The 21837-nt window shown below is 70.5% G+C and carries 22 protein-coding genes and 3 pseudogenes; 17 read left to right on the top strand and 8 right to left on the bottom strand.

The genetic code is table 11. The features are described 5' to 3' along the window. The first annotated feature begins 11 nt into the window (after nt 1-11). Genes KSED_RS00485 through KSED_RS00475 form a run of 3 tightly spaced genes read left to right on the top strand, consistent with a single transcriptional unit; the run spans nt 12 to nt 2496 of the window. Entirely contained in the window at nt 12-779 is a 768-nt protein-coding gene (locus KSED_RS00485) for an ABC transporter permease (RefSeq protein ID WP_012801612.1), read from the top strand. Next, nucleotides 776-1894 carry a sensor histidine kinase gene (locus KSED_RS00480; protein WP_012801611.1) on the top strand — a complete coding sequence of 373 codons (1119 nt, stop codon included), beginning with the start codon at nt 776-778 and terminating at the stop codon, nt 1892-1894. The genes KSED_RS00485 and KSED_RS00480 overlap by 4 nt, the downstream gene beginning before the upstream one ends. Beyond that, nucleotides 1891-2496 (top strand): response regulator transcription factor, encoded by a 606-nt coding sequence (locus tag KSED_RS00475; RefSeq protein WP_012801610.1) that lies wholly within the window; start codon nt 1891-1893, stop codon nt 2494-2496. The genes KSED_RS00480 and KSED_RS00475 overlap by 4 nt, the downstream gene beginning before the upstream one ends. Nucleotide 2497: 1 nt before the next feature. On the opposite strand, the gene KSED_RS14790 is transcribed toward KSED_RS00475, so the two are convergent. Both KSED_RS14790 and KSED_RS13950 read right to left on the bottom strand, forming a co-directional pair. Beyond that, nucleotides 2498-2653 (bottom strand): hypothetical protein, encoded by a 156-nt coding sequence (locus KSED_RS14790; RefSeq protein WP_169307761.1) that lies wholly within the window; start codon nt 2651-2653, stop codon nt 2498-2500. Beyond that, nucleotides 2650-2886, bottom strand: a pseudogene (locus tag KSED_RS13950) (integrase core domain-containing protein); the annotation flags it as partial. The gene KSED_RS14790 and the pseudogene KSED_RS13950, both read right to left, overlap by 4 nt. Nucleotides 2887-3169: 283 nt before the next feature. Here KSED_RS13950 and KSED_RS00470 point away from each other — a divergent pair. The 7 genes and pseudogenes from KSED_RS00470 (at nt 3170) to KSED_RS00440 (ending at nt 8121) form a co-directional block, all read left to right on the top strand. Continuing rightward, complete coding sequence (locus KSED_RS00470; protein ID WP_012801608.1) at nt 3170-3616, top strand: MarR family winged helix-turn-helix transcriptional regulator; 447 nt, start codon at nt 3170-3172, stop codon at nt 3614-3616. 82 nt (nt 3617-3698) lie between these two features. Next, nucleotides 3699-4322: a DsbA family oxidoreductase gene (locus KSED_RS00465; RefSeq protein WP_012801607.1), complete on the top strand. Its 624-nt coding sequence runs from the start codon at nt 3699-3701 to the stop codon at nt 4320-4322. Then, nucleotides 4319-4846 (top strand): nucleoside deaminase, encoded by a 528-nt coding sequence (locus KSED_RS00460; RefSeq protein ID WP_012801606.1) that lies wholly within the window; start codon nt 4319-4321, stop codon nt 4844-4846. The genes KSED_RS00465 and KSED_RS00460 overlap by 4 nt, the downstream gene beginning before the upstream one ends. Then, nucleotides 4843-5211 (top strand): DMT family transporter, encoded by a 369-nt coding sequence (locus KSED_RS00455; RefSeq protein WP_012801605.1) that lies wholly within the window; start codon nt 4843-4845, stop codon nt 5209-5211. Before KSED_RS00460 ends, KSED_RS00455 begins: the two co-directional genes overlap by 4 nt. A gap of 57 nt (nt 5212-5268) precedes the next feature. Continuing rightward, nucleotides 5269-6591 (top strand): annotated as a pseudogene (locus tag KSED_RS00450) (ISL3 family transposase). A 64-nt stretch (nt 6592-6655) separates the two neighbouring features. Continuing rightward, a complete protein-coding gene (locus KSED_RS00445; RefSeq protein ID WP_012801604.1) occupies nt 6656-7054 on the top strand; it encodes a DMT family transporter in 399 nt (132 codons plus the stop codon). A 5-nt stretch (nt 7055-7059) separates the two neighbouring features. Next, nucleotides 7060-8121 (top strand): MFS transporter, encoded by a 1062-nt coding sequence (locus KSED_RS00440; RefSeq protein WP_012801603.1) that lies wholly within the window; start codon nt 7060-7062, stop codon nt 8119-8121. A 114-nt stretch (nt 8122-8235) separates the two neighbouring features. On the opposite strand, the gene KSED_RS00435 is transcribed toward KSED_RS00440, so the two are convergent. Further along, entirely contained in the window at nt 8236-8625 is a 390-nt protein-coding gene (locus tag KSED_RS00435) for a MerR family transcriptional regulator (RefSeq protein ID WP_012801602.1), read from the bottom strand. Nucleotides 8626-8709: 84 nt separating this feature from the next. On the opposite strand from KSED_RS00435, the gene KSED_RS00430 reads away from it, so the two are divergent. Continuing rightward, on the top strand, nt 8710-10173 hold the full coding sequence (locus tag KSED_RS00430; protein WP_143827312.1) for an MFS transporter: 1464 nt from the start codon (nt 8710-8712) through the stop codon (nt 10171-10173). Nucleotides 10174-10342: 169 nt separating this feature from the next. Beyond that, nucleotides 10343-10654: pseudogene (locus KSED_RS00425) on the top strand (integrase core domain-containing protein); the annotation flags it as partial. Here the strand turns inward: KSED_RS00425 and KSED_RS00420 are convergent. Beyond that, on the bottom strand, nt 10651-12639 hold the full coding sequence (locus KSED_RS00420; protein ID WP_012801600.1) for a BCCT family transporter: 1989 nt from the start codon (nt 12637-12639) through the stop codon (nt 10651-10653). The pseudogene KSED_RS00425 and the gene KSED_RS00420 overlap by 4 nt on opposite strands. A 157-nt stretch (nt 12640-12796) precedes the next feature. Here KSED_RS00420 and KSED_RS15000 point away from each other — a divergent pair, with 157 nt between their 5' ends. Next, nucleotides 12797-13420, top strand: a complete 624-nt coding sequence (locus tag KSED_RS15000) for a hypothetical protein (protein WP_012801599.1) — start codon at nt 12797-12799, stop codon at nt 13418-13420. An 82-nt stretch (nt 13421-13502) separates the two neighbouring features. On the opposite strand, the gene KSED_RS00410 is transcribed toward KSED_RS15000, so the two are convergent. From KSED_RS00410 to KSED_RS00395, 4 genes are all read right to left on the bottom strand, one after another. After that, entirely contained in the window at nt 13503-14774 is a 1272-nt protein-coding gene (locus KSED_RS00410; RefSeq protein ID WP_012801598.1) for an ATP-grasp fold amidoligase family protein, read from the bottom strand. A gap of 107 nt (nt 14775-14881) precedes the next feature. Beyond that, nucleotides 14882-16246, bottom strand: a complete 1365-nt coding sequence (locus KSED_RS00405) for an alpha/beta hydrolase (RefSeq protein ID WP_012801597.1) — start codon at nt 16244-16246, stop codon at nt 14882-14884. 23 nt (nt 16247-16269) lie between these two features. Continuing rightward, nucleotides 16270-17076 carry a type I 3-dehydroquinate dehydratase gene (locus tag KSED_RS13240; RefSeq protein WP_012801596.1) on the bottom strand — a complete coding sequence of 269 codons (807 nt, stop codon included), beginning with the start codon at nt 17074-17076 and terminating at the stop codon, nt 16270-16272. After that, the gene (locus KSED_RS00395; RefSeq protein WP_143827311.1) at nt 17073-18095 is read right to left on the bottom strand and encodes an alpha/beta hydrolase family protein; all 1023 of its coding nucleotides are present in this window, start codon (nt 18093-18095) and stop codon (nt 17073-17075) included. The genes KSED_RS13240 and KSED_RS00395 overlap by 4 nt, the downstream gene beginning before the upstream one ends. A 101-nt stretch (nt 18096-18196) precedes the next feature. Here KSED_RS00395 and KSED_RS00390 point away from each other — a divergent pair, with 101 nt between their 5' ends. From KSED_RS00390 to KSED_RS00375, 4 genes are all read left to right on the top strand, one after another. Then, the gene (locus KSED_RS00390) at nt 18197-18547 is read left to right on the top strand and encodes a hypothetical protein (protein ID WP_012801594.1); all 351 of its coding nucleotides are present in this window, start codon (nt 18197-18199) and stop codon (nt 18545-18547) included. Between the two features lie 196 nt (nt 18548-18743). Beyond that, on the top strand, nt 18744-19553 hold the full coding sequence (locus tag KSED_RS00385; RefSeq protein ID WP_012801593.1) for a 4-hydroxy-tetrahydrodipicolinate reductase: 810 nt from the start codon (nt 18744-18746) through the stop codon (nt 19551-19553). Continuing rightward, nucleotides 19550-20476 (top strand): 4-hydroxy-tetrahydrodipicolinate synthase, encoded by a 927-nt coding sequence (gene dapA, locus KSED_RS00380; RefSeq protein ID WP_012801592.1) that lies wholly within the window; start codon nt 19550-19552, stop codon nt 20474-20476. The genes KSED_RS00385 and dapA overlap by 4 nt, the downstream gene beginning before the upstream one ends. A 71-nt stretch (nt 20477-20547) precedes the next feature. Further along, on the top strand, nt 20548-21822 hold the full coding sequence (locus tag KSED_RS00375; RefSeq protein ID WP_012801591.1) for an LL-diaminopimelate aminotransferase: 1275 nt from the start codon (nt 20548-20550) through the stop codon (nt 21820-21822). Nucleotides 21823-21837 lie beyond the last annotated feature (15 nt).

Raw genomic sequence — 21837 nt, 5'->3', positions numbered from 1 at the left:
CAGGAGCCACCATGTCGACCCCCACCGGAATGCTCTTCTCCCCCACCTACCTCCGCATCGACACCGTCCGGATCCTGCGGAACGTCTCCAACGTCATCTTCACCATCGGCCTGCCGGTGTTCATGTACCTGATCTTCTCGGCCGGCAACGCCATCGACGCCGAGATGCCCGGCGGCGACGGCAACTCGATGCTGGCCGTGCGCATGGCCGTCTACGGCGCCTGCACGGCGTGTGCCTCCATCGGCGCCCTGACGGCCTGGGAGCGTCAGCAGGGCTGGACCCGCCAGCTGCTGCTCACCCCGTTGAGCCCGCTCGGGTTCGCCCTGCAGAAGCTCGTCACGGCCCTGGTGGTGGCACTGGTGCCCGTGGTCCTGGTGCTGGCCATCGCGGCCGCGACCGGCGCCGAGGCACCGCTGGGCAACTGGCTGCTGTGCGGCCTCATCGGCTGGCTGGGCGCGTCGCTCTTCGCGCTGTACGGCCTGCTGCTGGCGCTGGTGATCCGCTCCGATGCCTCCATCGGCATCGCGTCGGGCGGCATCGTGATCCTGGCCTTCCTGGGCAACGTGTTCATGCCGCTGGACGGCTGGCTGCTCACGCTGGCGCGGTTCACCCCGATGTTCGGCGTGGTCAACGCGGCCGAGCGCCCCATCACCGAGGGGTGGATCAGCAGCGGGGTGAACATCCCCGTCTGGCAGGCATGGGCGAACATGGGGGCATGGTTCCTGGTCCTGGCGGTGGCGTGCACCCTGGTGATGCGGCGCACGGGGCGGCGCGAGTGAGCGCCCCGGCGCCGGAGCGGTCCCCGGCCGCGTCGTCCGGCCCCGCCACACACCCCGCAGCCCCGGGCCCGCGACGGGACGACCCCTACTACCGGTGGTCGCTCGTCATCGCCATCGTCTTCATGGTCTTCCTGGCCTTCCCCCTGCTGGGCGCCGCGCAGGCCGACGCGGCACCGCTGGCCCGAGGGGTCACGGTCGCCGCCATCATCGCGTTCGCCGCGCTCTACCTGTGGGGCTACAGCGAGCGCCGCCCGTGGTGGGTGCTCGCGGGGATGCTCGCGCTCATGGTGGCCACGGTCCCCGTGCTGGGCGTCGGGGCCTGCGGCCTCCTGCCGTACGTGGCCACGCACGCCGCGCTCGAGCTGCCCCGCCCGGCGCACTACGCGGCCACCGCCGCGGCGGCGCTGACCCCGCTGGTGGTGGCGCTGGTCGAACCGCCGGCTGCACTGTTCGCCCTCATCGCGGCCCCCGTCGGCGGCGGCATGCTGGCGGTCCGGCAGATGATCCACCGCGGTGTCGAGCTGGGTGAGGTGGAGACGGCCCTGGCCATCACCGCCGAGCGCGAGCGGGTGGCCCGGGACGTGCACGACGTGCTGGGGCACTCGCTCACCGCCATCGTGCTGAAGGCCGACCTCGCCGAGCGCCTGGTGGGACGCGACGACGACCGGGCCCGCGACGAGATCTCGCAGGTGGCCGCACTGGCCCGCCAGGCGCTCAGCGAGGCCCGGTCGACCGTGGTCGGCCTGCGGTCCGCCGACCTGGCCGATGAGGTGGAGCGCGCCCGGGACCTGGCCTCGAGCAGCGAGGTCACCCTGACCGTGCACGGTGACCCCCAGGACGTGCCCCCGCGCCACCGTCCCGTCGCCGCCTGGATCCTGCGTGAGGCGGTCACGAACGTGAGCCGGCACGCCCGGGCCTCGAGGGTGGACGTCACCCTGGCGCCCGACCGCCTGGTGGTGTGTGACGACGGGCAGGGTCTGACCGGTGAGCCGTCCGGATCGGGGAGCGACGGCATCCGTGAGCGCGCCGCCGCTGCCGGGGGCACCGTGGTGTGGGAGGACAACGCCCCGGGCACCCGTCTGATGGTCACCCTGCCGACGGGAGCAGCAGCATGACCCGGATCCTCGTGGTGGACGACCAGGCGCTCGTGCGCGGGGCGCTGGCTGCCCTGCTCGACCTGGAGGACGACCTGCAGGTGGTCGGGCAGGTGGACAGCGGGCCCGCGGCGGTGGACTTCGTGCGCGACACCTCGGTGGACGTGGTGCTGCTCGACATCGAGATGCCCGGTGGGGGCGGCATCGACGCCCTGCCGGACCTGCTCACCGCCCCCACGCCGCCGCGCGTGCTGGTGGTCACCACCTTCGGGCGGCCGGGCTACCTGCGCCGCGCGCTGGACGCCGGCGCGAGCGGGTTCGTGGTGAAGGACTGCCCGCCGACCGAGCTCCTCGAGGCGGTCCGCCGCACCGCAGCCGGGCTGCGCACGGTCGATGCCGACCTGGCCGCCGAGTCCGCGCTGGCGGGCCCGAACCCGCTGAGCCCCCGCGAGACGGACGTCCTGCGCCTGGCGGCCGACGGCCAGGGGGTGGCGGAGATCGCCGGGGCACTGTTCCTCTCCCCGGGCACCGTGCGCAACCACCTCTCCTCGGCCATCGGCAAGACCGGGGCACGCACCAGCGCCGGGGCCGCCACCACGGCCCGCGACAACGGCTGGTTGTAGCTCAGGGCAGGAAGGGCCGCAGCAGCTCTGGGACGGGGTGGTCCCCCGCGACGATGCCGTAGGGGCGGGCGCCGCTTGCCAGGTCCATCTCCAGACGCACCTGGGCGCGCTCCCACATCCGTCCCAGACGCTGCGGGCGGGGGATGCGAGGCCTCATGGCGCATGAGACTGGGTGTGATGTCCAGCCAGGTTGTTGAGCCTCGTGACGGGTGGGGCTCCGATCGCGGAGTGGACCCGGTGGTGAGTGTAGAAGTGGATCCACCCTGGGAGGGCGTCGCGTCGTTCGGTCTCACTGGTGTAGAGCCGGGCGTAGGCCCATCCGTCGGCCAGGGTGCGGTGGAAGCGTTCGATCTTCCCGTTGGTCTGCGGCCGGTACGGTCGGGTGAATCGCCCCGGGTTTCTTAGAGGCTCTCAAGGACCGTGTCGGCGGGTGCCGTCACGGGGTGGTGCTGATGGTAGTTGTTCTCCTTTTCGGCTGGTGGGACCATGCCGATCTCGCCGTGGAGTCGCTGGTGGCTGAACCAGTAGTTCCGCTCGGATACCGCAGCCGAGACCCAGGCACACAGATCGGTTGCGGAGGAGGGTCGTAGAGACGGAAGCGCGAACTTGACAGCGAGAGTCACCGTACTAACATAGGTGCATGTACACACACTTTAGAGGATCGGAGGACGCCATGACCGGCAACGCCAGCGGTGCATGGTCGCGGGTCGCGGCTTTCGCCTCGGCCGTGGATGCCAGCCTGGACAAGTGGCTGGGCGACAACTACCGCCTCGGGCTGACCGAGTACCGCGCCCTGACACTCCTCAGCCAGGAATCGAGCAAGGAGTTGCGGATCACGGTGCTCGCGCAGCGGGTCGGGCTCACCTCAACCTCGACCACGCGCCTGGTGAGCCGACTCGAGTCCAAGGGGCACGCCCGCCGCGACGTATGCCAGGACGACGGGCGCGGCGTCTACGCCGTGATCGATGAGCCGGGCGAGGCGCTGCTGCGTGAGGTGCGCGAGCCGTTCGAGGCCCGCGTGCACGATCTGCTGAGCAACCCGGCGAAGCACTTCCCCCACCTGGACGCCGGCCTCGTAGCAGCGGCGCTCGGAAAGGTGAGCGCGCTCGTCACACCCTGACGCCCGCAGCGTCTCGCTGTGGGCGCATTCTTCTGCGCCAGAATATGCATGTACATACACCTTTAGAGAGAGGATGATCCCTATGACTACCAAGATCGACGTGTTCGTGGACTATGTCTGCCCGTTCTGCTTCCTCGTGGAGCCCGCCATCGAGGAGCTGAAGCGCGACCGTGACGTGGAGGTGACGATCCGCCCGTTCGAGCTACGCCCGGACCCGGTTCCGACGCTGCGCCCGGAGGACGAGTACCTACCGCGCGTGTGGAAGCAGTCGGTGTACCCGATGTCCGATCGCGTCGGCCTGCCGATCACGCTGCCCTCGATCTCGCCGCAGCCGCGCACGGACAAGGCGTTCATGGTGCTGCAGCTCGCGCAGGAACGTGGCTTGGCGGAGGCGTACACGGAGGCGATGTTCTCCGCGTTCTTCCAGCAGGATCGCAACATCGGTCTCGATGAGGTCATCATCGACGTCGCCGCCTCGGTCGGTCTCGACAAGGCCGAGGTCGAGGAAGCGCTGCGGAGCGAGGAGCGCCGTGATCGGCAGCTTGCCGACCAGGATTACGCGGTGAACACGGTCGGGATCGACTCGGTGCCCGGCATCGTGATCGAGGGCCAAGTGCTGCGAGGCGTGCCGTCCGCGAGCCGGCTAAAGAAAGTCGTCGGCGACCTCGCCGACCGCAAGGCCGCGTCGGGGCAGGGGCAGGCGTGAGCGCCGACGCCACCGCCCTGACCGCGGTGATGGCGCAGGCGGTCGATGCCTGCACCGAGCACGTCGATGCGGGCGGCCTCCCGTTCGTCGGAGTCGTCGTGAACGCCGACGGCGAGATGCTCTCGGAGTTCGGGGTGAACCAGGTCGCTGAGACCGGCGATCCGATGGCGCACGCCGAGGTCGTCGCCATGCGCGACGCCATGACCCGCCACGGCCTCGACTCCCTCACCGGGTACACGTTGCTGGCGACCGGGGAACCGTGTGGCCTGTGTTACCGGTACGCGGTCGACCACGGCATCGACACGATTTATGTCGCCGTCGACCGTGAGGAGGTCGCGAACCTCGGATTCGACTACCGCTCCAGCTATCCCGCGTTCGGCATCACCGACACCCAGCGCACCGAGCACTTGCGCCCGCTACCGGTCGAGCACGGCATCGACCCGTTCGCCCACTATCTGCATCTGCATCTTCCCGGCCACGCGACCGCGCGGCCGGGCACTGTATCGAAAGGAACATCATTATGAGCTGGCTCTACCTGGCCATCGCTGTCGTCTTCGAGGTCGCCGTGGGCATCGCCGCGGGCAAGGCCAACGGTTTCAAGCACCTCTGGTGGACGATCGCGACCCTCGCCTCCGGGGCGATCGCGACGTTCTTCCTCAGTCTCGCGCTCCTGACGTTCGACGTCGGCGTCGGCTACGCCCTCTGGACGTCACTCGCCGGGGTCGGGATCGTCATCGTCGGCGCCCTGTTCCTGTCGCAGAAGCTCACTTGGAAGAAGTTCCTCGGCATCCTCGTCGTCATCGGCGGCGTCGTCGGCCTCAACCGGCTCTTCATAGATGAGGGTGTAGGGCATGTCGCGCGGTCGGGTGGCGCGTCGGTGTGGGGGTAGGGGTCGAGGTCTTCCGAGGATGGAGGTTCCTACACGCCCATCTCGAAAGACCTCGACATGTACGACGCTACCGTCGGTGGCCGCGCTGATTTGTTCGACCACCCTGACCTGACTGCCGTCTGGACGTGCTCGGCCTGGAAGCAGTGGGCCAACGGCTCGAACCCGACCGTGCCGTGCTGGCCTGCCGGGTCGTGGAGCCGGACCAGTGGTGCCGGCGGTGCGGTTGTCAGGGTGTCCCGCGTGACACCGTGACCCGGGAACTGGCCCATGAACCGCTGGGCTGGCGCCCCACGACTCTGTTGGTCACGATCCGCCGGTACCGGTGCGCCGGGTGCGGTCATGTGTGGCGGCAGGACACCACCGCCGCGGCTGAACCACGAGCGAAGATCTCCCGGGCCGGGCTGCGGTGGGCACTCGAAGGGATCGTGGTCGGGCACTTGACGATGTCTCGCGTCGCCGAAGGCCTCGGTGTTGCCTGGAACACCGCGAACGACGCGGTCCTGGCCGAAGGCAAGCGGGTCTTGATCGATGACCCAGCCCGGTTCGACTCGGTGCGTGTCCTCGGCGTAGACGAGCACGTGTGGCGCCACACCCGCAAGGGCGACAAGTACGCCGGCCGTGATCATCGACCTCACCCCGGTTCGCGACGGCACTGGCCCGGCCCGGCTACTGGACATGGTCGAAGGCCGCTCCAAGGCCGTGTTCAAGACCTGGCTGGCCGACCGCGACCAGCCCTGGCGCGACAGGGTCGAGGTGGTCGCGATGGACGGGTTCACCGGCTTCAAGACCGCCGCCGCCGAGGAGGTCCCCGACGCGGTCGCGGTGATGGACCCCTTCCACGTCGTTCGACTGGCCGGCGACGCCCTGGATGCGTGCCGACGCCGGGTCCAGCTCATGATCCACGGCCACCGAGGATTCAAGGACGACCCGCTCTACAAGGCCCGCCGAACCCTGCACACCGGCGCGGACCTGCTCACCGACAAGCAGAACGACCGCCTGCACGCGCTCTTCGCGGCAGAGGAACACCTCGAGGTCGAGGCGACCTGGGGGATCTACCAGCGCATGATCGCCGCCTACCGGCACCAGGACCGGCGCCAGGGCCGGGAGTTGATGGACAAACTGATCACAGACCTGGGCGCCGGCATCCCGCAGCCACTGGTCGAGCTCACCACGCTGGGCCGGACCCTGGCCAAGCGCGCCGCCGACGTGCTCGCCTACTTCGACCGGCCCGGCACATCCAACGGGCCCACCGAGGCCCTCAACGGACGCCTGGAACACCTCCGCGGCTCCGCCCTCGGCTTCCGCAACCTCACCAACTACATCGCCCGCAGCCTGCTCGAGACCGGCGGCTTCAGACCCCACCTACACCCTCATCTGTGAAGAGCCCCTCAACCTCGCAGGCACCGCCTGACTCCGGCCCGCACATTCCCGAAAGGAAACCCACATGACTACGACAATCACTCCCGCGTCTCCTGTCCAGACTGAGAAGAAAGGAGGGGCGTGGATCGCACTGCTCATCGCCGGCGGCTTCGAGGTCGGCTACGCCCTCTCCGTGAACGGCAGCGCCGGATTCACCAACCCTCTCTGGTCGGCCATCGCGGTCGTGTTCTTCCTCTTCACCCTGTTCTTCCTCAGCGTCGCGCTCAAGAAGATCGATGTCGGCATCGGCTACGCGGTCTGGGCCGGAATCGGCGCAATCGGTGCCGCGGTGCTCGGGCCGGTGTTCTTCGATGAGACCCTGACGCTGATCAAGGGGTTCTGGCTCGCGGTCATCATCGCCGGAGTCGTCTGGCTCAAGCTCGCCGACAGCCCGAAGCTCGAAGCCAAGACGCAGGCAGCCTGAAAAGAATGATGATCGCACCGCCCTTGGGTTCCGCCCGCCGTATCGCGTTCACGGCGGGCGGAGCCTTTGCCGCGTTCTACATCTTCTACACCACCGCCCCGATCGCCTTTGCTGGGGCGAGCCTCGGGGCCGGGGTGCGGGTGGGCATCGTGATGGCCGTCGTCGTCGCCGTACAACCGTTCGTGGGTCTGCTCGGCCGATGGATGGCGACCAGGCGGCTACAGGTTACCTCGGCGGCTATCTCGATGGGGCTCGGCAGCGCGATCATGCCGTTTGCCGGGCACTGGCCTGGCATGCTCCTTCTCGCGGTCGGCTTCGGGGTCTTCGTCGTCGCCAGCACCGCCTGGATCAAGGAGACCGCACCCTCGGGTCTGCTCGGCAGAGCGCTCGGCCTCTACGGCTTCGGCTCGGCAATCGGAGGCGCACTCGGTGCCCCTCTCGGCCTCATCCTCATCGAACAGGCCGGTACCCCCGGCACCGCCGTAGTGGGCAGTCTCGTCGCCCTCGCCTCCATCCTGCCGGTTCTGCGCCTGAGAACCGCCGTGAGTTCGGATGTTTCTCCCGGGGAGAGCACCGCATCGGAGACCGCGCCGAGGGCCTCCCGCCTCTGGAGTAATAGCCGTCTGATCGGACTCGGCGCGCATCTGCTCGCGGTGACCATCTACGCCGCCGCACTCTCCGGCCTCGCAAGCGACCAGAACGGACGAGGAACTTGGCTACCGGTGCTGGCAGCATTCGCGATCCAGGCCTCCCTCGCGATCGGCCGCATGACCGGCGGCTGGGTCGTCACTCGGTGGTCACCACTCGTGGTCGGAACATCTGCCCTCGTCTTACTGCTGGGAGCCACCGGGATCGCACTACTCGACCCGCTCCCGGTACTGACGCTTGCCGCGACCATCGGGGTGGGTCTCGCATCGGGCGCGTGCCAGACCGTAGCGCTCACCTGGCTCATGCAACGGACTGACACCACAACCGGGATCAACCGGGCCAGCGCCGCATGGAACATCTGCTTCGACATCGGTCTGGGACTCGGAGCCCTCGCCGTCGGCGCGACGCTCAACCAGTAGCTACGGCTGACACAGCTCGGGCTCGACAACAAGGAACTTCGCTACGACCGTACGGAGTTCCGCCCTTGAGGTCGTGTCTGCCGCGTTCCAAAAAGTGCTCTGGCGGGGCATCAGTCATACGGTGTCGTACTCATCAATGACTTCATCGAGGATGCGGACGGTCTCGCGCTGTTTCCTGATCTCCTGCGCGAGTCGTTCGCGGTAGTCGCGCAGCACGTCCACGAGCAGGGAGGTGCGGGCGCTCTCGTCTACCATGCATGGCAGCACCGGCTCGATCTCGCGACTGCTGAGCCCCGCTGAGAACAGGCGCTGGATCAGCACCACCCGCTCCACGGTCTCCGGGTCGAAGCGGCGATGCCCAGAGTGGGTGCGTTGCGACTCAAGCAGCCCCTGTTCCTCGTAGTACCGGATCGAGCGTGTGCTGACCCCGCTGGCCTCGGCGAGGCGGCCGACCGACAGCATCTCACCGGCCGGAATCTTCACATCTACGTCTACTGCCGACATGCCCTCATCGTAGCCGATGCTCCCGCGATTGCCCCAGTATCTGGCCTTCTTTGGCGGCAGCGTGCACGTATTCTCCTTCTGGACTTGCACTTCACACTGATGTCAAGTTTTACCCTGATCGTCGTGACGACAACATCACCGACCTCGACACCTTCTGTTGCGATGAGCCGGGTGCAGCGGCTCGCGCTCGCGACGATCGGCCTGGCCCAGTTCGCCGTCGCGATGGACTTCTCCATCGTCTACGTCGCGATGCCCACGATCGGTGCCGACCTGGGCATGGACCCCGCGACGTTGCAGTGGCTCATCACCGCCTACTCGCTCCCGTTCGCGGGCTTCCTGCTGTTCGGTGGCAAGGTCGTCGATCGAGTCGGTGCTCTCCGTGTCTTCGTCGCCGGGATCGCGGTCTTCGGCGCGGCCAGCGTCCTCGCGGGTGTTGCGAACGCCGATTGGCTGGTCATCCTCGGCCGGGCGCTCCAAGGGCTCGCAGGAGCGTTCCTCTCGCCAGCGATCCTCGCGCTGCTCTCGGTCAACTTCCCGACAGGGCCGGTACGTGCCCGCGCCTACTCCATCTGGGGTGCCGTGGGCGCTTCGGGGCTTGCGGCCGGGGTTGTGTTCGGCGGCCTGTTCACCGAGGTGAGCTGGCGACTCATCTTCCTGGTCAACATCCCCATCGTGCTCATCTGCATCTGGGGCACCCGGAAGATGACCGACACCATCAAGGTCGACGCGGCCCGCTCCCGCATACCCACCGTCTCCACGATCCTCGGCACCGCCGCGATCCTGCTCGTTGTCCTCACTCTCACCCTCTTCGGAGAGACCGGCGCCGACCCGCTCCAACTCGGCATCGTCGGCGCGGTCGCACTCCTCACCCTGATCGTGTTCCTCACCAATGAGCACCATTCTCAGACGCCACTGATCGACCGGCCGCTGCGCAAGATCAAGAACCTACGTCGCGGGGCGCTCGCCGCCGCCCTGTACATGTCGAGCGTGGGTACGGAGTTCTTCATCGTCACACTGTTCCTGCAAGACCAGCGCGGCTTCTCACCGCTGACGGCCGGGATCGCGTTCCTGCCCCTGGCTGCGCTCGTCACGGTCGGCAACATCTGGGCCGGACGACTCTTGAAGACGTGGACGGCCCCGCGAGTGCTGCTGCTCGGCTTCAGCATCTCGGCCGCTGGCCTACTGATGCTCGCGGCCATGCTGGGCGTCGAATCGTTCTGGGTCGGCCTGCTGCCCGGCTTCCTCGTCAGCGGACTCGGGCACGGCATGGTCTTCACCTCCGTGTTCGTCCTCGGCAACACCGGCGTGCCCGGCGAGCTCAGTGGTGCCGCTGGTGCAGTACTCACCTCGGCTCAGTACGTGTCCAACGGGGTCGGGATCGCGATCCTCACGATCTTCGTCACCCACATCGCCGGTACCTCCGGGTTCGCATGGGCGTTCGGCTTCAATACCGCCGTCGCCATCGCCGGCATCCTCCTCGCCATCTCAACACTCCGTAAGGCGCGTCATGACGCGCAGGTCACCGACTCATCTCACCTGACGCAGTAGGAAATACCCGAAGTAAACCGATCAAGACTGGACTACTTTCACCACCACACGGGGTGCCCTCCTCCATGTAGTACCTCGTCTATGGGATCGAGAGCGAGCGGTCGTCGTCACCCGCGGTCGGTTCAGGTCAGCGTGGTGGAATGGAGCGATGATCGGTCAGAACGGGAGCGTGATCACCGACAACGGGCCCAACTACACCGCCAAGGCCTTCACCCGCACCACGCGGGCCTTCATCGGCCGGCACCAGCGGATCCGCCCCTACACGCCCCGCCACGATGGCAAAGTCGAGCGCTACCAGCGGTTGCTGGCCGAGGAATGCCTCTACGCCCGCCCGTACACCAGCGAGCACGACCGTGCTCGGGCGATCAGCGTCTGGGTGAATCACTACAACTACCATCGGCCCCACACCGCCTGCGCAGACCAGCCCCCGGCCTCACGCACCCCGGCCCGCGTCAACAACGTCATGACCAACTACACCTAGGCGGTGGGGCGGCCATCCGCCGTCGGCCGGCCGTCCGTGTCGTCTACCTCCTCCTCCACGTACTCGTTGGTGGCGTAGTCGAACTCCACCGGCTCACCCTCCTCGTCGGTGCGCTGGTACCAGGCGGTGTACTCCTCGGCGGTGGACTCGAAGTCCTTGCCCACCGACCACCGCTCGGCCTCGCCGTGGGCCGGCTCCACCGCGAGCTTGAAGTCGTCGCCGTACTCGGTCACGCCCTCGCGCACCGCGTTGTCCACCGCACGCTGCTGGAAGGCGCGACGGATCATCATCGGATCGGTCGAGAAGTCCCGCAGCAGGGCCACGCACATACCGATCATGACCACCGCGAAGGGGAGGGCCGACACCGTGACGAGGTTCTGCAGGCCGTTCAGCGCGCTCTGGCCACCGATGAGCAGCATCACCGCCGCGATGCCGGCCATGCACAGCGCCCAGAAGACCGTGACGAGGCGCTTGGGCTCGGGGTTTCCCCCCTGCGAGAGCTGGGAGTTCACCAGCGACGCCGAGTCCGAGCTGGTGATGAAGAAGATCGCCAGCATCAGGATGACCACCGGGGCCACGATCGCCGCGCCGGGCAGCTGGTCGAGCACGGTGAAGAAGATGTCCTGCGGGGCCGGCAGCGTCTCCAGGGTGCCGTCGGGGGCGATGGCCTGGCTGTCGCGCTGGTGCCAGATGGCGGTGCCGCCCAGCATCGTGAAGGCCAGGATGATGATCGTGCCCGGGATGAACAGCACGCCGAGGATGAACTGGCGCACCGTGCGGCCGCGGGAGATCTTCGCCGTGAAGATGCCCACGAAGGGCGCCCACGAGACCCACCACGCCCAGTAGAAGGTGGTCCAGCTGCTCAGGAAGGACTGCATCTCCGGCCCGTCGGCCATGCTCGCCGAGAGCATCGAGGGCATCTGGTCGAAGTAGGTGACGAACACCGAGGGCACGATGTTCAGCAGGAACACCGTCGGGCCCACCACGAAGAAGAACGTGGCCAGCAGCAGCGCGAGCACCAGGTTCACGTTGCTCAGCCACCGGATCCCCTTGGCGAGCCCGGAGACGGCCGAGGCGATGGTGCCCACGGTGAGGACCACGATGATGGTGATCGCCGCCGCGTTGCCGCCCGTGCCCCACCCGGTGACGATCTCCACCCCGCTGGCGATCTGCAGGGCACCGATTCCCAACGAGGCCGCGGTGCCGAACAGGGTGGCGATGATGGCGAGGATGTCGATGGTGCGGCCGGCCGCCGTGTGGTGCGGGTCCTTGCGGAACAGGGGCGCGAAGATCGAGCTCATGAGCGGCACCCGGCCACGGCGGTACGACGCGTAGGCGACCGCCAGGCCCACCAGCGCGTAGAAGGCCCAGGCGTTGACCCCCCAGTGGAGGGCGGCCTGTGCCATCGCCTTGGGGACCGCGTCGGCGCTGCCCGCCTCCGCCGACCCCGGCCGGGGCGACAGGAAGTAGCTCATCGGCTCGTAGGGGCCGAAGAAGATGATGCCGATGCCGATGCCGGCGCCGAACAACATCGCGGTCCAGCTGGCCGTGGAGAACTCGGCCTCCTCGCCGTCCAGGCCGAGCGGGATCCGGCCGTAGGGGCTGACGGCGATCCCGAGCAGGAAGAGCAACAGCACGATGGCCAGACCGTTGAACAGCCAGCCCAGGTTGGTCATGACCCAGGTCAGCATGGCCGTGGTCACCCGGGTGACCTGAGCGGCATCGGCCAGACCCCAGGCGATGAAGGCGACGATGGCGGCGCCGGCCACGCCGAAGACGATCTTGTCGAGCCCGAAGCGCACCTTCTGGTCCTCCACGGACACACCCGGCACCAGGGCCGGGTGGATGCTGTGGGGGTAGTTCACCTCGTCGAGGAAGCGTCGCGTGGACGTCCGGTGACTGAGGCTGTCGCGGTGCGCACCGACCACGGCGTCACGGGGACGCGGGTGCTGCGGGCGGGCGTCCTCGGGGCGGGAACTGGGCATGGCAACCTTCCGGCAAAGCGGGCGGGGAGAACTCGCCACCACGGTACGTGAGGTGCCACCCATCGCGCGGAGAACGTGGTGCTCCCCACCGGTCCCGCTCCGGGGAAACAAGATCGCCGGATTGGCTGGCGCAGTGCCATCGTGCTAGGCAGAGAGCATGAACAGTTCCCCCCTGACCGGCCCCTCCGCCCGACTCACGCGGCTGCTGCAGCTCTCCTTGGTGCCCGTGGCCGCGCTGGCCCTCAGCGCCTGCGGTGGCGAGGAGGAGACCCCGGCGGAGTCCGAGAGCTCCGTCTCCAGCACCACCCAGGAGTCCAGCGCCCCGGCCGACGAGAGCAGCGCGCCCGCCAACGAGAGCAGCGCGCCCGCCAACGAGTCCAGCGCGCCGGGCGAGGAGTCCAGCGCATCGGAGGACGCCGCATCGGAGGACCCCGGCGAGGAGCCGACCAGTGACCCCAGCCTCACCGGCGGTGGCGAGGGCGGCGCCCTGAACATCACGTCCTTCCACGACATGATCGGCATCGACAAGAAGGTCGACTCTCTCAGCGCCCCGGAGGCCTGCGGGTACCTGCAGGGCGCCATGGCCAACCCGGCCTCGTTCGACGACCCGGCCGCCGGCGCCCAGGGCGTGAGGGACCTCGCGAAGGTGGCCCCCACCGAGGTGCGCGGCGCCATGCAGTCGCTCGCGGCCACCATGAGCAGCGTCTCCGGCCCGGAGGACCCGGCCCTCGGCGCGCAGCTGGGTCAGGTGGAGGAGGCCTGCATGTCGGCCGCCGGCTGACCCCGCACCCGCCTCGGCACGCAGCAGGGGCCGCACCCGTCGGGTGCGGCCCCTGCTGCGTGCGCCGTGGATCGGTGCCGCCTCAGCGGCCGCGCATGATCTCCGGCGCGTAGGGCTCCAGGATCTCCGGGATGGGGTGCTCGCCCGGCAGGATCGCGTACGGACGGCCGTTGCGCGCGAGGTCGATCTGCAGCCGCATCTCGGCCTCCTCCCACATCTTGCCCAAACGGGCGTCCTGCACCGGGATGTAGTGCTGGTTGCCACCGGGCAGCAGGGTGATCTCCCCCATCACGATGCCCTTGGTGGTGCCGTACAGGTCCACCCGCACGAAGGGCAGCGGCACGGCCTTGGAGAGCACTCGGGCGTGCTCCAGCATCTCCGGCAGGTGGGGCGTCAACGGGATGTCGCGGCGCGAGGGGGCCCCGCGCATCTCGATGTCCTTGCGCTCGCCGTCGAAGTACCGGAACTCCAGCTTCTGCTGCCACCCCTGCGAGCCCCGGTGCAGGGGGGCGCGGCGGGCGAAGCCGTAGCCGATCCGGCCGTAGAAGGCGTAGATCTTGATGTCGCTGGGCAGTGCGGACTCGCCCACGTCCGGCACCAGCAGCTCCTCGGCGAACCAAGGACCGGTGAGCTTGGCATCCGTGGTGAGGTTCCGGATCACCTCGGCGCCGGTGATGCGGCGGCGCGTCTCATCGGTGATCTCGAAGGTGTCGGTCTCCCCGGCCACCCGGCGCAACGGGTAGACGCCACGGCTGCCTGCGCCACCGTTGGACTTGATGACGAAGGTCTCCGGCAGCTGGGAGAGGTCGATCTCCTCGGCGGTGCGCCAGATGGCGTGGATGGTGGGCGGCTGCACCCCGTGCGTCGCGGCCAGTGCGAAGTTCTGCAGCTTCTTGGGGATCTCGCGGCGGGGGTGGTCCTTCAGGCCCTGGTCGCTCAGACGCTGCCGGATGCGACGCGCGGCGAAGAGCTCGGTGACGAAGCTGGGGTAGGCCCGCGGGTCGCTCTCGGCGGCACCGACGGTGGGCACGTGGCCGGCGTCCTTGAGGACCTTCACCTGCGTCGGCGTGAGGTCGGCGCGCGGCATCACCCCGTGGTCGTCCTGCACCACGCGGGCGCCGTCACCAGACTTCGGGGCGGGCTTCGCGGGCTCCGGGGCGGGCGTGGGCTCGGCCACCGGTGCAGCAGGGGCCGCAGCGGAACTCGCCCGAGCCGTCTTCTCCTGCAGCTCCTTCAGTGCCCGCTCGGCCTCGCGGGCCCGCTCCTTGTTCTCACGAGCCTGCTCCCGCCAGGAGTCGATCTTCTGGTCCCGCCACTTGATCGGGGGAAGCCCCCGCACGACTCGTCGCATCATGGTCCGCATCCTACGGTCGCGGCGCCCGTCCGGCAGGGACCCGCGGACACTGCGTGCTGTCGAACGACTGTCGCGCCGCACCCACCGCCACCCGAGGGGGCCAGCCCTCAGAAGCCCTGCGTCGTCAGGAAGCGCGTCAGGTTGCCGAGGTGCTCCGGGGCAGTCCAGAAGACCGGCTGGGAGTGGTCCGCGCCGGGCACGATGATCGTGCTGGCCTCCACCCCCTTGGCCTGCAGGGCCGCAGCCATGGCCACCGACTGCTCCGAGGGCGCCACGCAGTCCTTCGTGCCGTGCAGGAACATCATGGGCGGGGCGGCGGCGGTCGCCAGGGCCACCGGCGAGGCCGTCTTCTCGATGCGGTCGCGCACCGCGGGGTCCGTCGCGTCGTGCATGAGGATGTGGTCCTCCGCGGCCGTCTTGGGCGGGCAGTTCTTCGCAGCCCGGGCGGCCTTGGCGGTCAGCGGGTCGTAGATGCCGTAGTACCCCACCACCGCGTCGACGGTGCCCGGGTGGGTGACGGCCTCCAGGGCTGCCAGCTGGCCGCCGGCCGAGTCACCGAACAACGCGGTGCGCTGACCGGCACCCTGGCCGCGGGCGTCCGCGACGGCCCGGGTCACGCCGGCGTGCACGTCCTGCGCCGTGGCCGGCCAGGGGCTCTCGTCGGCCTTGCGGTACTCGACCGTGGCCACCCACCACCCCTGCTCGTGCAGGTGGCGCACCAGCGTGTTCTTGCGGGAGCTCTCGTCTCGGAAGGCGTCGGCCTTGCCACCGACCCAGCCACCACCGTGCACCATCACCACCAGGCCCTTGCCGGGCTGCCCGGGCAGCAGGCTGTACACCTGCTCCCCGGCCGGGCCGTAGGACACCCAGTCGCTCCAGGCGTCGGGGGCCGGCGAGCTAGGCGGCTCGCTCGGCTCACTCGGGGAGCTGGGCGGCGCGGTCGGCTCACTCGGGGAGCTGGGCGGCACGGTCGGCTCACCCGGGGAGCTGGGCGGCACGGTCGGCTCCGATGAGGGGTCGCCCGGAGGCGTCGACGTCGCGGACGGCGACGGGTCACCCGGGGTCGTGGGTGCAGGCTGCGTGGGCGCGGTCTGGGTGGGGTCGGGCACAGGCGCCGGGGCCGTCGGGCCCGTCGGCTCGGTCGGGCCGGGCCCGGACGGCTCCCCGTCCCCGGAGAGCGTTCCGCCCGGGGCGGTCGTGCCAGCGTCGTTGGAGTCCTCACCGGAGCCGGGCCCCTCGGACTCCCCCGGCTCATCCGCGTCGTCGCCGCTCTCGCCGGTGGTGGGTGCGGCAGAGGGGTCCTCGGGCAGCGCGCTGCCCTGATCCGTCGACGGCTCCCGGCCCACCGACGTGGTCGTCTCCGTGCCCTGGGCCTCCCCGGAACCGTCCTCCCCACCGCCGCAGGCGGCGAGGACGAGGCTGGCGCAGACGGCGAGGGCGGTGGTGACGGTGCGGTGAGGCGAACGGGGCATGGATTCCTCGGCGGCAGTGGGGGTCACGAGCGCTCGGGCGCTCGCAGGGCGTCAACGGTAGCCGCCACGAGCGCCAGGTCCAGCTGGCCGGGGGCACTCGCGGCCCCGCGGCGGGCGAATGTGAGGAAGCTCCCACAGGCCGGGCCGACCAACCGGGTGAGGCGCCCCGCATCGCCCATGCCCAGCATCGCCACCGGGGCCCCGACGCCAGCCACGCGGTCCAGCACCGCCAGCAGCTCCACGGCCTCCCCCTCGTCGGCCGGCGTGGTGGCGAGCTTCACCGCATCGGCCCCGGTGGCCTGCATCCGCTGCACGAGCACCGCCATCCCCTCGGCGGTGGGCTGGCCGTCCCAGTGGTGGTGGCTCAGGAGGCTCGGGACCCCGGCGGAGCGCAGGGCTTGCAGGGCCGCGTCACGCTCCGGGTGGTCGAACTCGACGTCCACCAGGTCGACCCCCGGCAGCCCGGCCACGGCCCCGACGAGGGCCAGGTACTGCTCCGGGGCGGCCTCGCCGCACCCTCCCTGGCCGACGGTCCGGTAGGTCACCAGCAGCGGGACCTCACCCAGCGTGTCCGTCAGGCGGGCGAGCACCGGACCGATGCGGGCGGCATCGGGCTGTGCGCCGCGCGCCAGCGGGGCCAGGTGGTCCAGGCGCCACTCGACGAGGTCCACCGGCTGGCCCCGGAGCTGGACCGCCTCCTGCAGGAGCTCCTCCGGGGTGGCCCCGACGAGGGGCACGGCCACAGCGGGCCGACCGGCGCCGAACGCCCGCGAGCGCAGGGGGAGCAGGGCCTGGCCGGGGGCCGGGGTCGACGCCGTCTCGGAGGTCATGGGCGCCATTCTCCCGCGGTGGGCGAGGTGGGCTCCGCGGGCGCGGACGATGGGGGCGATGTCGGGGTGGGGGTCCGGTCCTGGGTCGGGGGCGCGACCACCGGGTCGGAGTGCTCGGCCAGGAAGTCCAGCACCCGCGGCAGGGTGGTCTCGGGGTCCACGAACGCGGGGCTGCCGTGGCCCTCGCCCGGCAGCGTGATGACCTCGGCCGGCACCCCGTGCAGCGTCAGGGCGCCCACGAGCTCGCCGGCCTGCTCGTAGGGCACCACGCAGTCCTCGGTGCCGTGGAGCACCATCATCGGCGGGCTCTCCGGGCCCACCCGGTGGGCCGGGGACCAGTGCCGGGCCACGGCGAGCTGCTCGTCGCTCGTGGGCTGGACGCCGAACACGTTGGGTGCCCCCACGTTCATGGTCGGACAGTTCCGGGCCTCCCGCTGCGCCTGCGAGGTGGTGAAGTCGTGCAGGCCGTAGTACGAGACCACGGCGTCCACCTGGGTGGGGTGGGTGGCGCCCTCCAGCGAGGCGAGGTGCCCACCGGCCGAGTCACCCAGCATCGCGAGGGTCTCCCCAGCACCCCGCTCGGTGGCCCAGCGCACCCCCGCACGGGTGGCGCTGTGCACGTCGCGCGCCGTGGTGGGCCACGGGGAACGGTCGGCGAAGCGGTACTCGACCGCCACCACCCACCAGCCGTCGTCGTGCAGTCCCCGGGTCAGTGCGTGCATGGTCGAGCCGGGGTCCACGTAGGTGCCCGCGCTGCCGGCACGCCAGCTGCCACCGTGCACCAGCACGGCCACGCCCCCGCCCGGCTCCCCCGGGAGCACCCTCATGCGCTGGCGTTCCTCGGCGCCGTAGGGCAGCCACTCGGTCCACTCCGCGACCGCCCCATCGGCCGCCGTGACCGGTGAGGGCGGTGGCGTGACGCCCGGGACGCTGGCAGCCGGCGGGCTCTCCCCGGCGCACCCGGCCAGGGCCACCCCCGCGAGCGCGAGGAGGGCGGGCAGGGCACGGGCGCGGATCACCGCGTGAGTGTGCACGGCGCGGGCCCCCCGGCGCCAGCAGGTGAGAACTTCCTCATGGAGAACTCATGGTTCTTCGCGGCGGGATCCACTAGACAGGAGTCATGACCAAGAAGACCGCAACCCGTTCCCCCCTGACCCGCCTGATGAGCCTGGCCACCGTGCCGCTGGCCGTCGTGGCCCTCTCTGCGTGCGGCAGCGACGACGACTCCACCGGTGGCGACGACACCACCACCTCGGTCACCACGTCGGCCGACGACCAGTCCACGGACGACGCGGACGACCAGAGCGACGACGACGCGGACGACCGCTCCGATGACGCGGACGACCAGAGCGACGACGCGGACGATGACAGCGACGACGCCGACGACCAGTCCGACGACGACCAGTCCGACGACGCCGATGACCAGTCCGACGACGCGGACGATGACGACGACGACGCCAGCACCAGCTGACGCACGCACCACCCACTGAGCGGCCCCGGGGCACCTGCCCCGGGGCCGCTCAGCGCGTCCCGTCAGGACCCCCGCCCCGCGGCATTCTTCCGGCCCGGCCCCCGGTCGCGGGGACACCTTCCCGCATTCCCCGTGACCTCTGAAATCCGCTCCACTTCAACGTTTTTGACCCCTATGGCCGACCTAGGCTCGGGGCATGGACAGCACCCCCCGCCCCGACCGGCCACCGCTGGCCGTCGGCCTGGTCGGGTACGGCCGGATGGGCCGCACCTTGCACCGCCTCGCCGCCGCGGCCGGTGCGGAGGTCACCTGCATCGTCTCCCCCCACGCCCCCGAGGCCACCCACCGCCGCCTCGATGCGGTGACGCCCCCCGAGGCGCCCTCCGTCTGGATCGACTTCTCCCACCCTGACGCCGCCTGGCCCCACCTGGAGGCCTACGCGCGCGGCACGGTGCCGGCCGTCATCGGCACCACGGGGTGGGCCGACCGCCTCCCCGAGGCCACCGCCCTGTTCGAGCGCGCGACCGTGCCGGCGGTCTGGGCCGGGAACTTCTCGCTGGGCGTCACCCTCTTCCTGCGCATCGTCCAGCAGGCCGCCGCCCTGGTGGGACAGGCCGGCGGGTACGACGCCGGCATCCACGAGGTGCACCACCGCGCCAAGGCCGACAGCCCCAGCGGCACCGCCCTGCACGTGGCCGAGGCACTGCGCAGCGGCTGGCCCGACGCCCCGGCGGACCGCGCCATCTCCAGCACCCGCGTCGGCCACGTCCCCGGCACCCACACCGTGTGGTTCGACGGCCCCGAGGACACCCTCGAGCTCACCCACACCGCCCGCTCCCGCGACGGCTTCGCCACCGGCGCCCTGCGTGCCGCCACCTGGCTGGGCGAGCAACCCCCCGCGCCGGGGCTCTGGCGCTTCGACGAGCTCGTCGCCCACCGCCTGGGCGAGGCCCCCATACCGGTGAGTCACCGCATCGACCACCACCCCACCGAGGAGGACGCATGACCCGCCCCACCCCCACGCTCGACCTGCGGGGCGTGCACACCGCCCTGGTCACCCCCTTCGCCGAGGACGGGTCGGTGGACACCACCGCGCTCGGCGCCCTCGTCGACGCCCAGGTGGAGGCCGGCATCAGCGGGCTGGTGCCCTGCGGGACCACCGGAGAGAGCCCCACCCTCAGCCACCACGAGCACGATGGGGTGATCGCCTTCACCGTGCGCCGCGTGGCCGGACGCGTCCCGGTGATCGCCGGCACCGGGTCGAACTCCACCGAGGAGGCCGTGCAGCTCTCGCGCCACGCGGAGATGGCCGGTGCCGACGCGATCCTCACGGTGAACCCGTACTACAACAAGCCCACCCAGAAGGGCCTGTACCTGCACTTCAAGGCCGTGGCCGACGCGGTGTCGCTGCCGGTGGTGCTCTACAACATCGCCGGCCGCTCGGCCGTGAACCTCGAGACCGCCACGCTGGTGCGCCTGGCGCAGGACTGCCCCAACATCGTGGCCGTCAAGGAGGCCAGCGGCTCGCTGGACCAGATGAAGGACGTGCTGGCCCGGGCACCGGAGGGCTTCACCGTGCTCGCCGGCGACGACAACCTGGCGGTCGACCTCATCGGGCTCGGGGGGCACGGGGTCATCTCGGTGGCCTCCAACCTGCTGCCGGGCGCGATGGGGCGCATGGTGCGCACCGCGCTGGAGGGGGACCTGGGCACGGCGCGCACGCTGGAGGCGCAGCTCTCGGCCTTCTTCGCCGCCTGCTTCAGCGAGACCAACCCCATCCCCATCAAGACCGCCCTGGCCGAGTACGGGTGGTGCCGCGAGAGCTTCCGACTGCCGCTGTGCACGCTCGAGGACGAGGGGCACCGCGAGCAGCTGCTCCGCGCCCTGGAGGCCGTCGACTGCCCCCGCGGCGCCCTGCTCCCGGCCTGAGTGCCGCGCCCTGCGCCGCACCCGGCCGGACGCGCCACCCCATCCGACCTGACCCACCCCGAGAGGACCCCATGGCCCGCATCAACCCCACCTACCGCACCCTGTCCGCCGGCTACCTGTTCCCGGAGATCGCCCGCCGCGTGCGGGAGTTCGAGCAGTCCCACCCCGTGGCCAGCGTGCACCGGCTGGGCATCGGCAACACCACCCAGCCGCTGACCCCCACCGTCGTGGCGGGGCTCCACCAGCGGGTGGTGGCGCTCTCCACGGCCGCGGGCTACAGCGGCTACGGGGACGAGCAGGGGGAGAGCGCGCTGCGCGAGGCGATCGTGGCCCAGTACGCGCGGCGCGGGGTGGAGCTGGACCCGTCCGAGGTGTTCGTCTCCGACGGCGCCAAGGCCGATGCGGCAAACCTCCAGGGCCTGTTCGCGCCGGACTCCGTGGTGGCCGTGCAGAACCCGGCCTACCCGGTGTACGTGGACTCCACGGTCGTCCACGGCCGCACCGGCGAGCCCGACCAGGCCACCGGGGCGTACGCCGGCATCGTGCTGCTGGAGGGCTCGCCGGAGAACGACTGGCTGGCCGAGCCGCCGGCCGACGGCACCACCGCCGACGTGGTCTACCTGTGCTCGCCGAACAACCCCACCGGCGCCGTGGCCACCCACGAGCAGCTGGCCGCCTGGGTGGCGTGGGCGCGCGAGCACGACGCGGTGATCCTGTTCGACGCCGCCTACGCGGACTACATCACCGACGACTCCCTGCCGCGCAGCATCTACGAGGTGCCCGGTGCCACCGAGTGCGCCATCGAGCTCACCTCGCTGAGCAAGACGGCCGGGTTCACCGGGGTGCGGCTGGGCTGGTCGATCGTGCCGCGCGCGCTGCGGGTGGCCGACTCGGAGCCCGGCGAGCTGAACCGCATGTGGAACCGCCGCCAGTCCACCTTCTTCAACGGGGCCAGCAACATCGCGCAGTCCGGGGCCGTCGCGGCGCTGTCCGATGCGGGGCGCGCCGAGTCCGCCGAGCTGGTGGCCGGCTACATGGCCAACGCGGCCACCATCAGGGACGCGCTGGTCTCGATGGGGCTGGAGGTGACCGGCGGTGACAACGCTCCCTACCTGTGGGTGCGCTGCCCGCAGGGTCTGGGATCGTGGGAGTTCTTCGACCGGTTGCTGGAGCAGGCGCAGGTGGTGGTGACCCCCGGCGTCGGCTTCGGCTCGGCCGGCGAGGGGTACGTGCGGTTCAGCGCGTTCGGGCAGGCGGAGGACATCGAGGCCGCCGTCGCCTCGCTGCGCAACCACGCCGACGCCCTGCTCGCCCCAGCCCCCTCCGCTGCCCCCGTGGCCGGGTGACCCGGCACGTCGCTG

It is taken from the genome of Kytococcus sedentarius DSM 20547 (assembly GCF_000023925.1).
Taxonomy (GTDB): Bacteria; Actinomycetota; Actinomycetes; order Actinomycetales; family Dermatophilaceae; genus Kytococcus; species Kytococcus sedentarius.
Note: the sequence above shows the minus strand (reverse complement) of the source record. Positions and strands in the feature narration are given on the sequence as shown.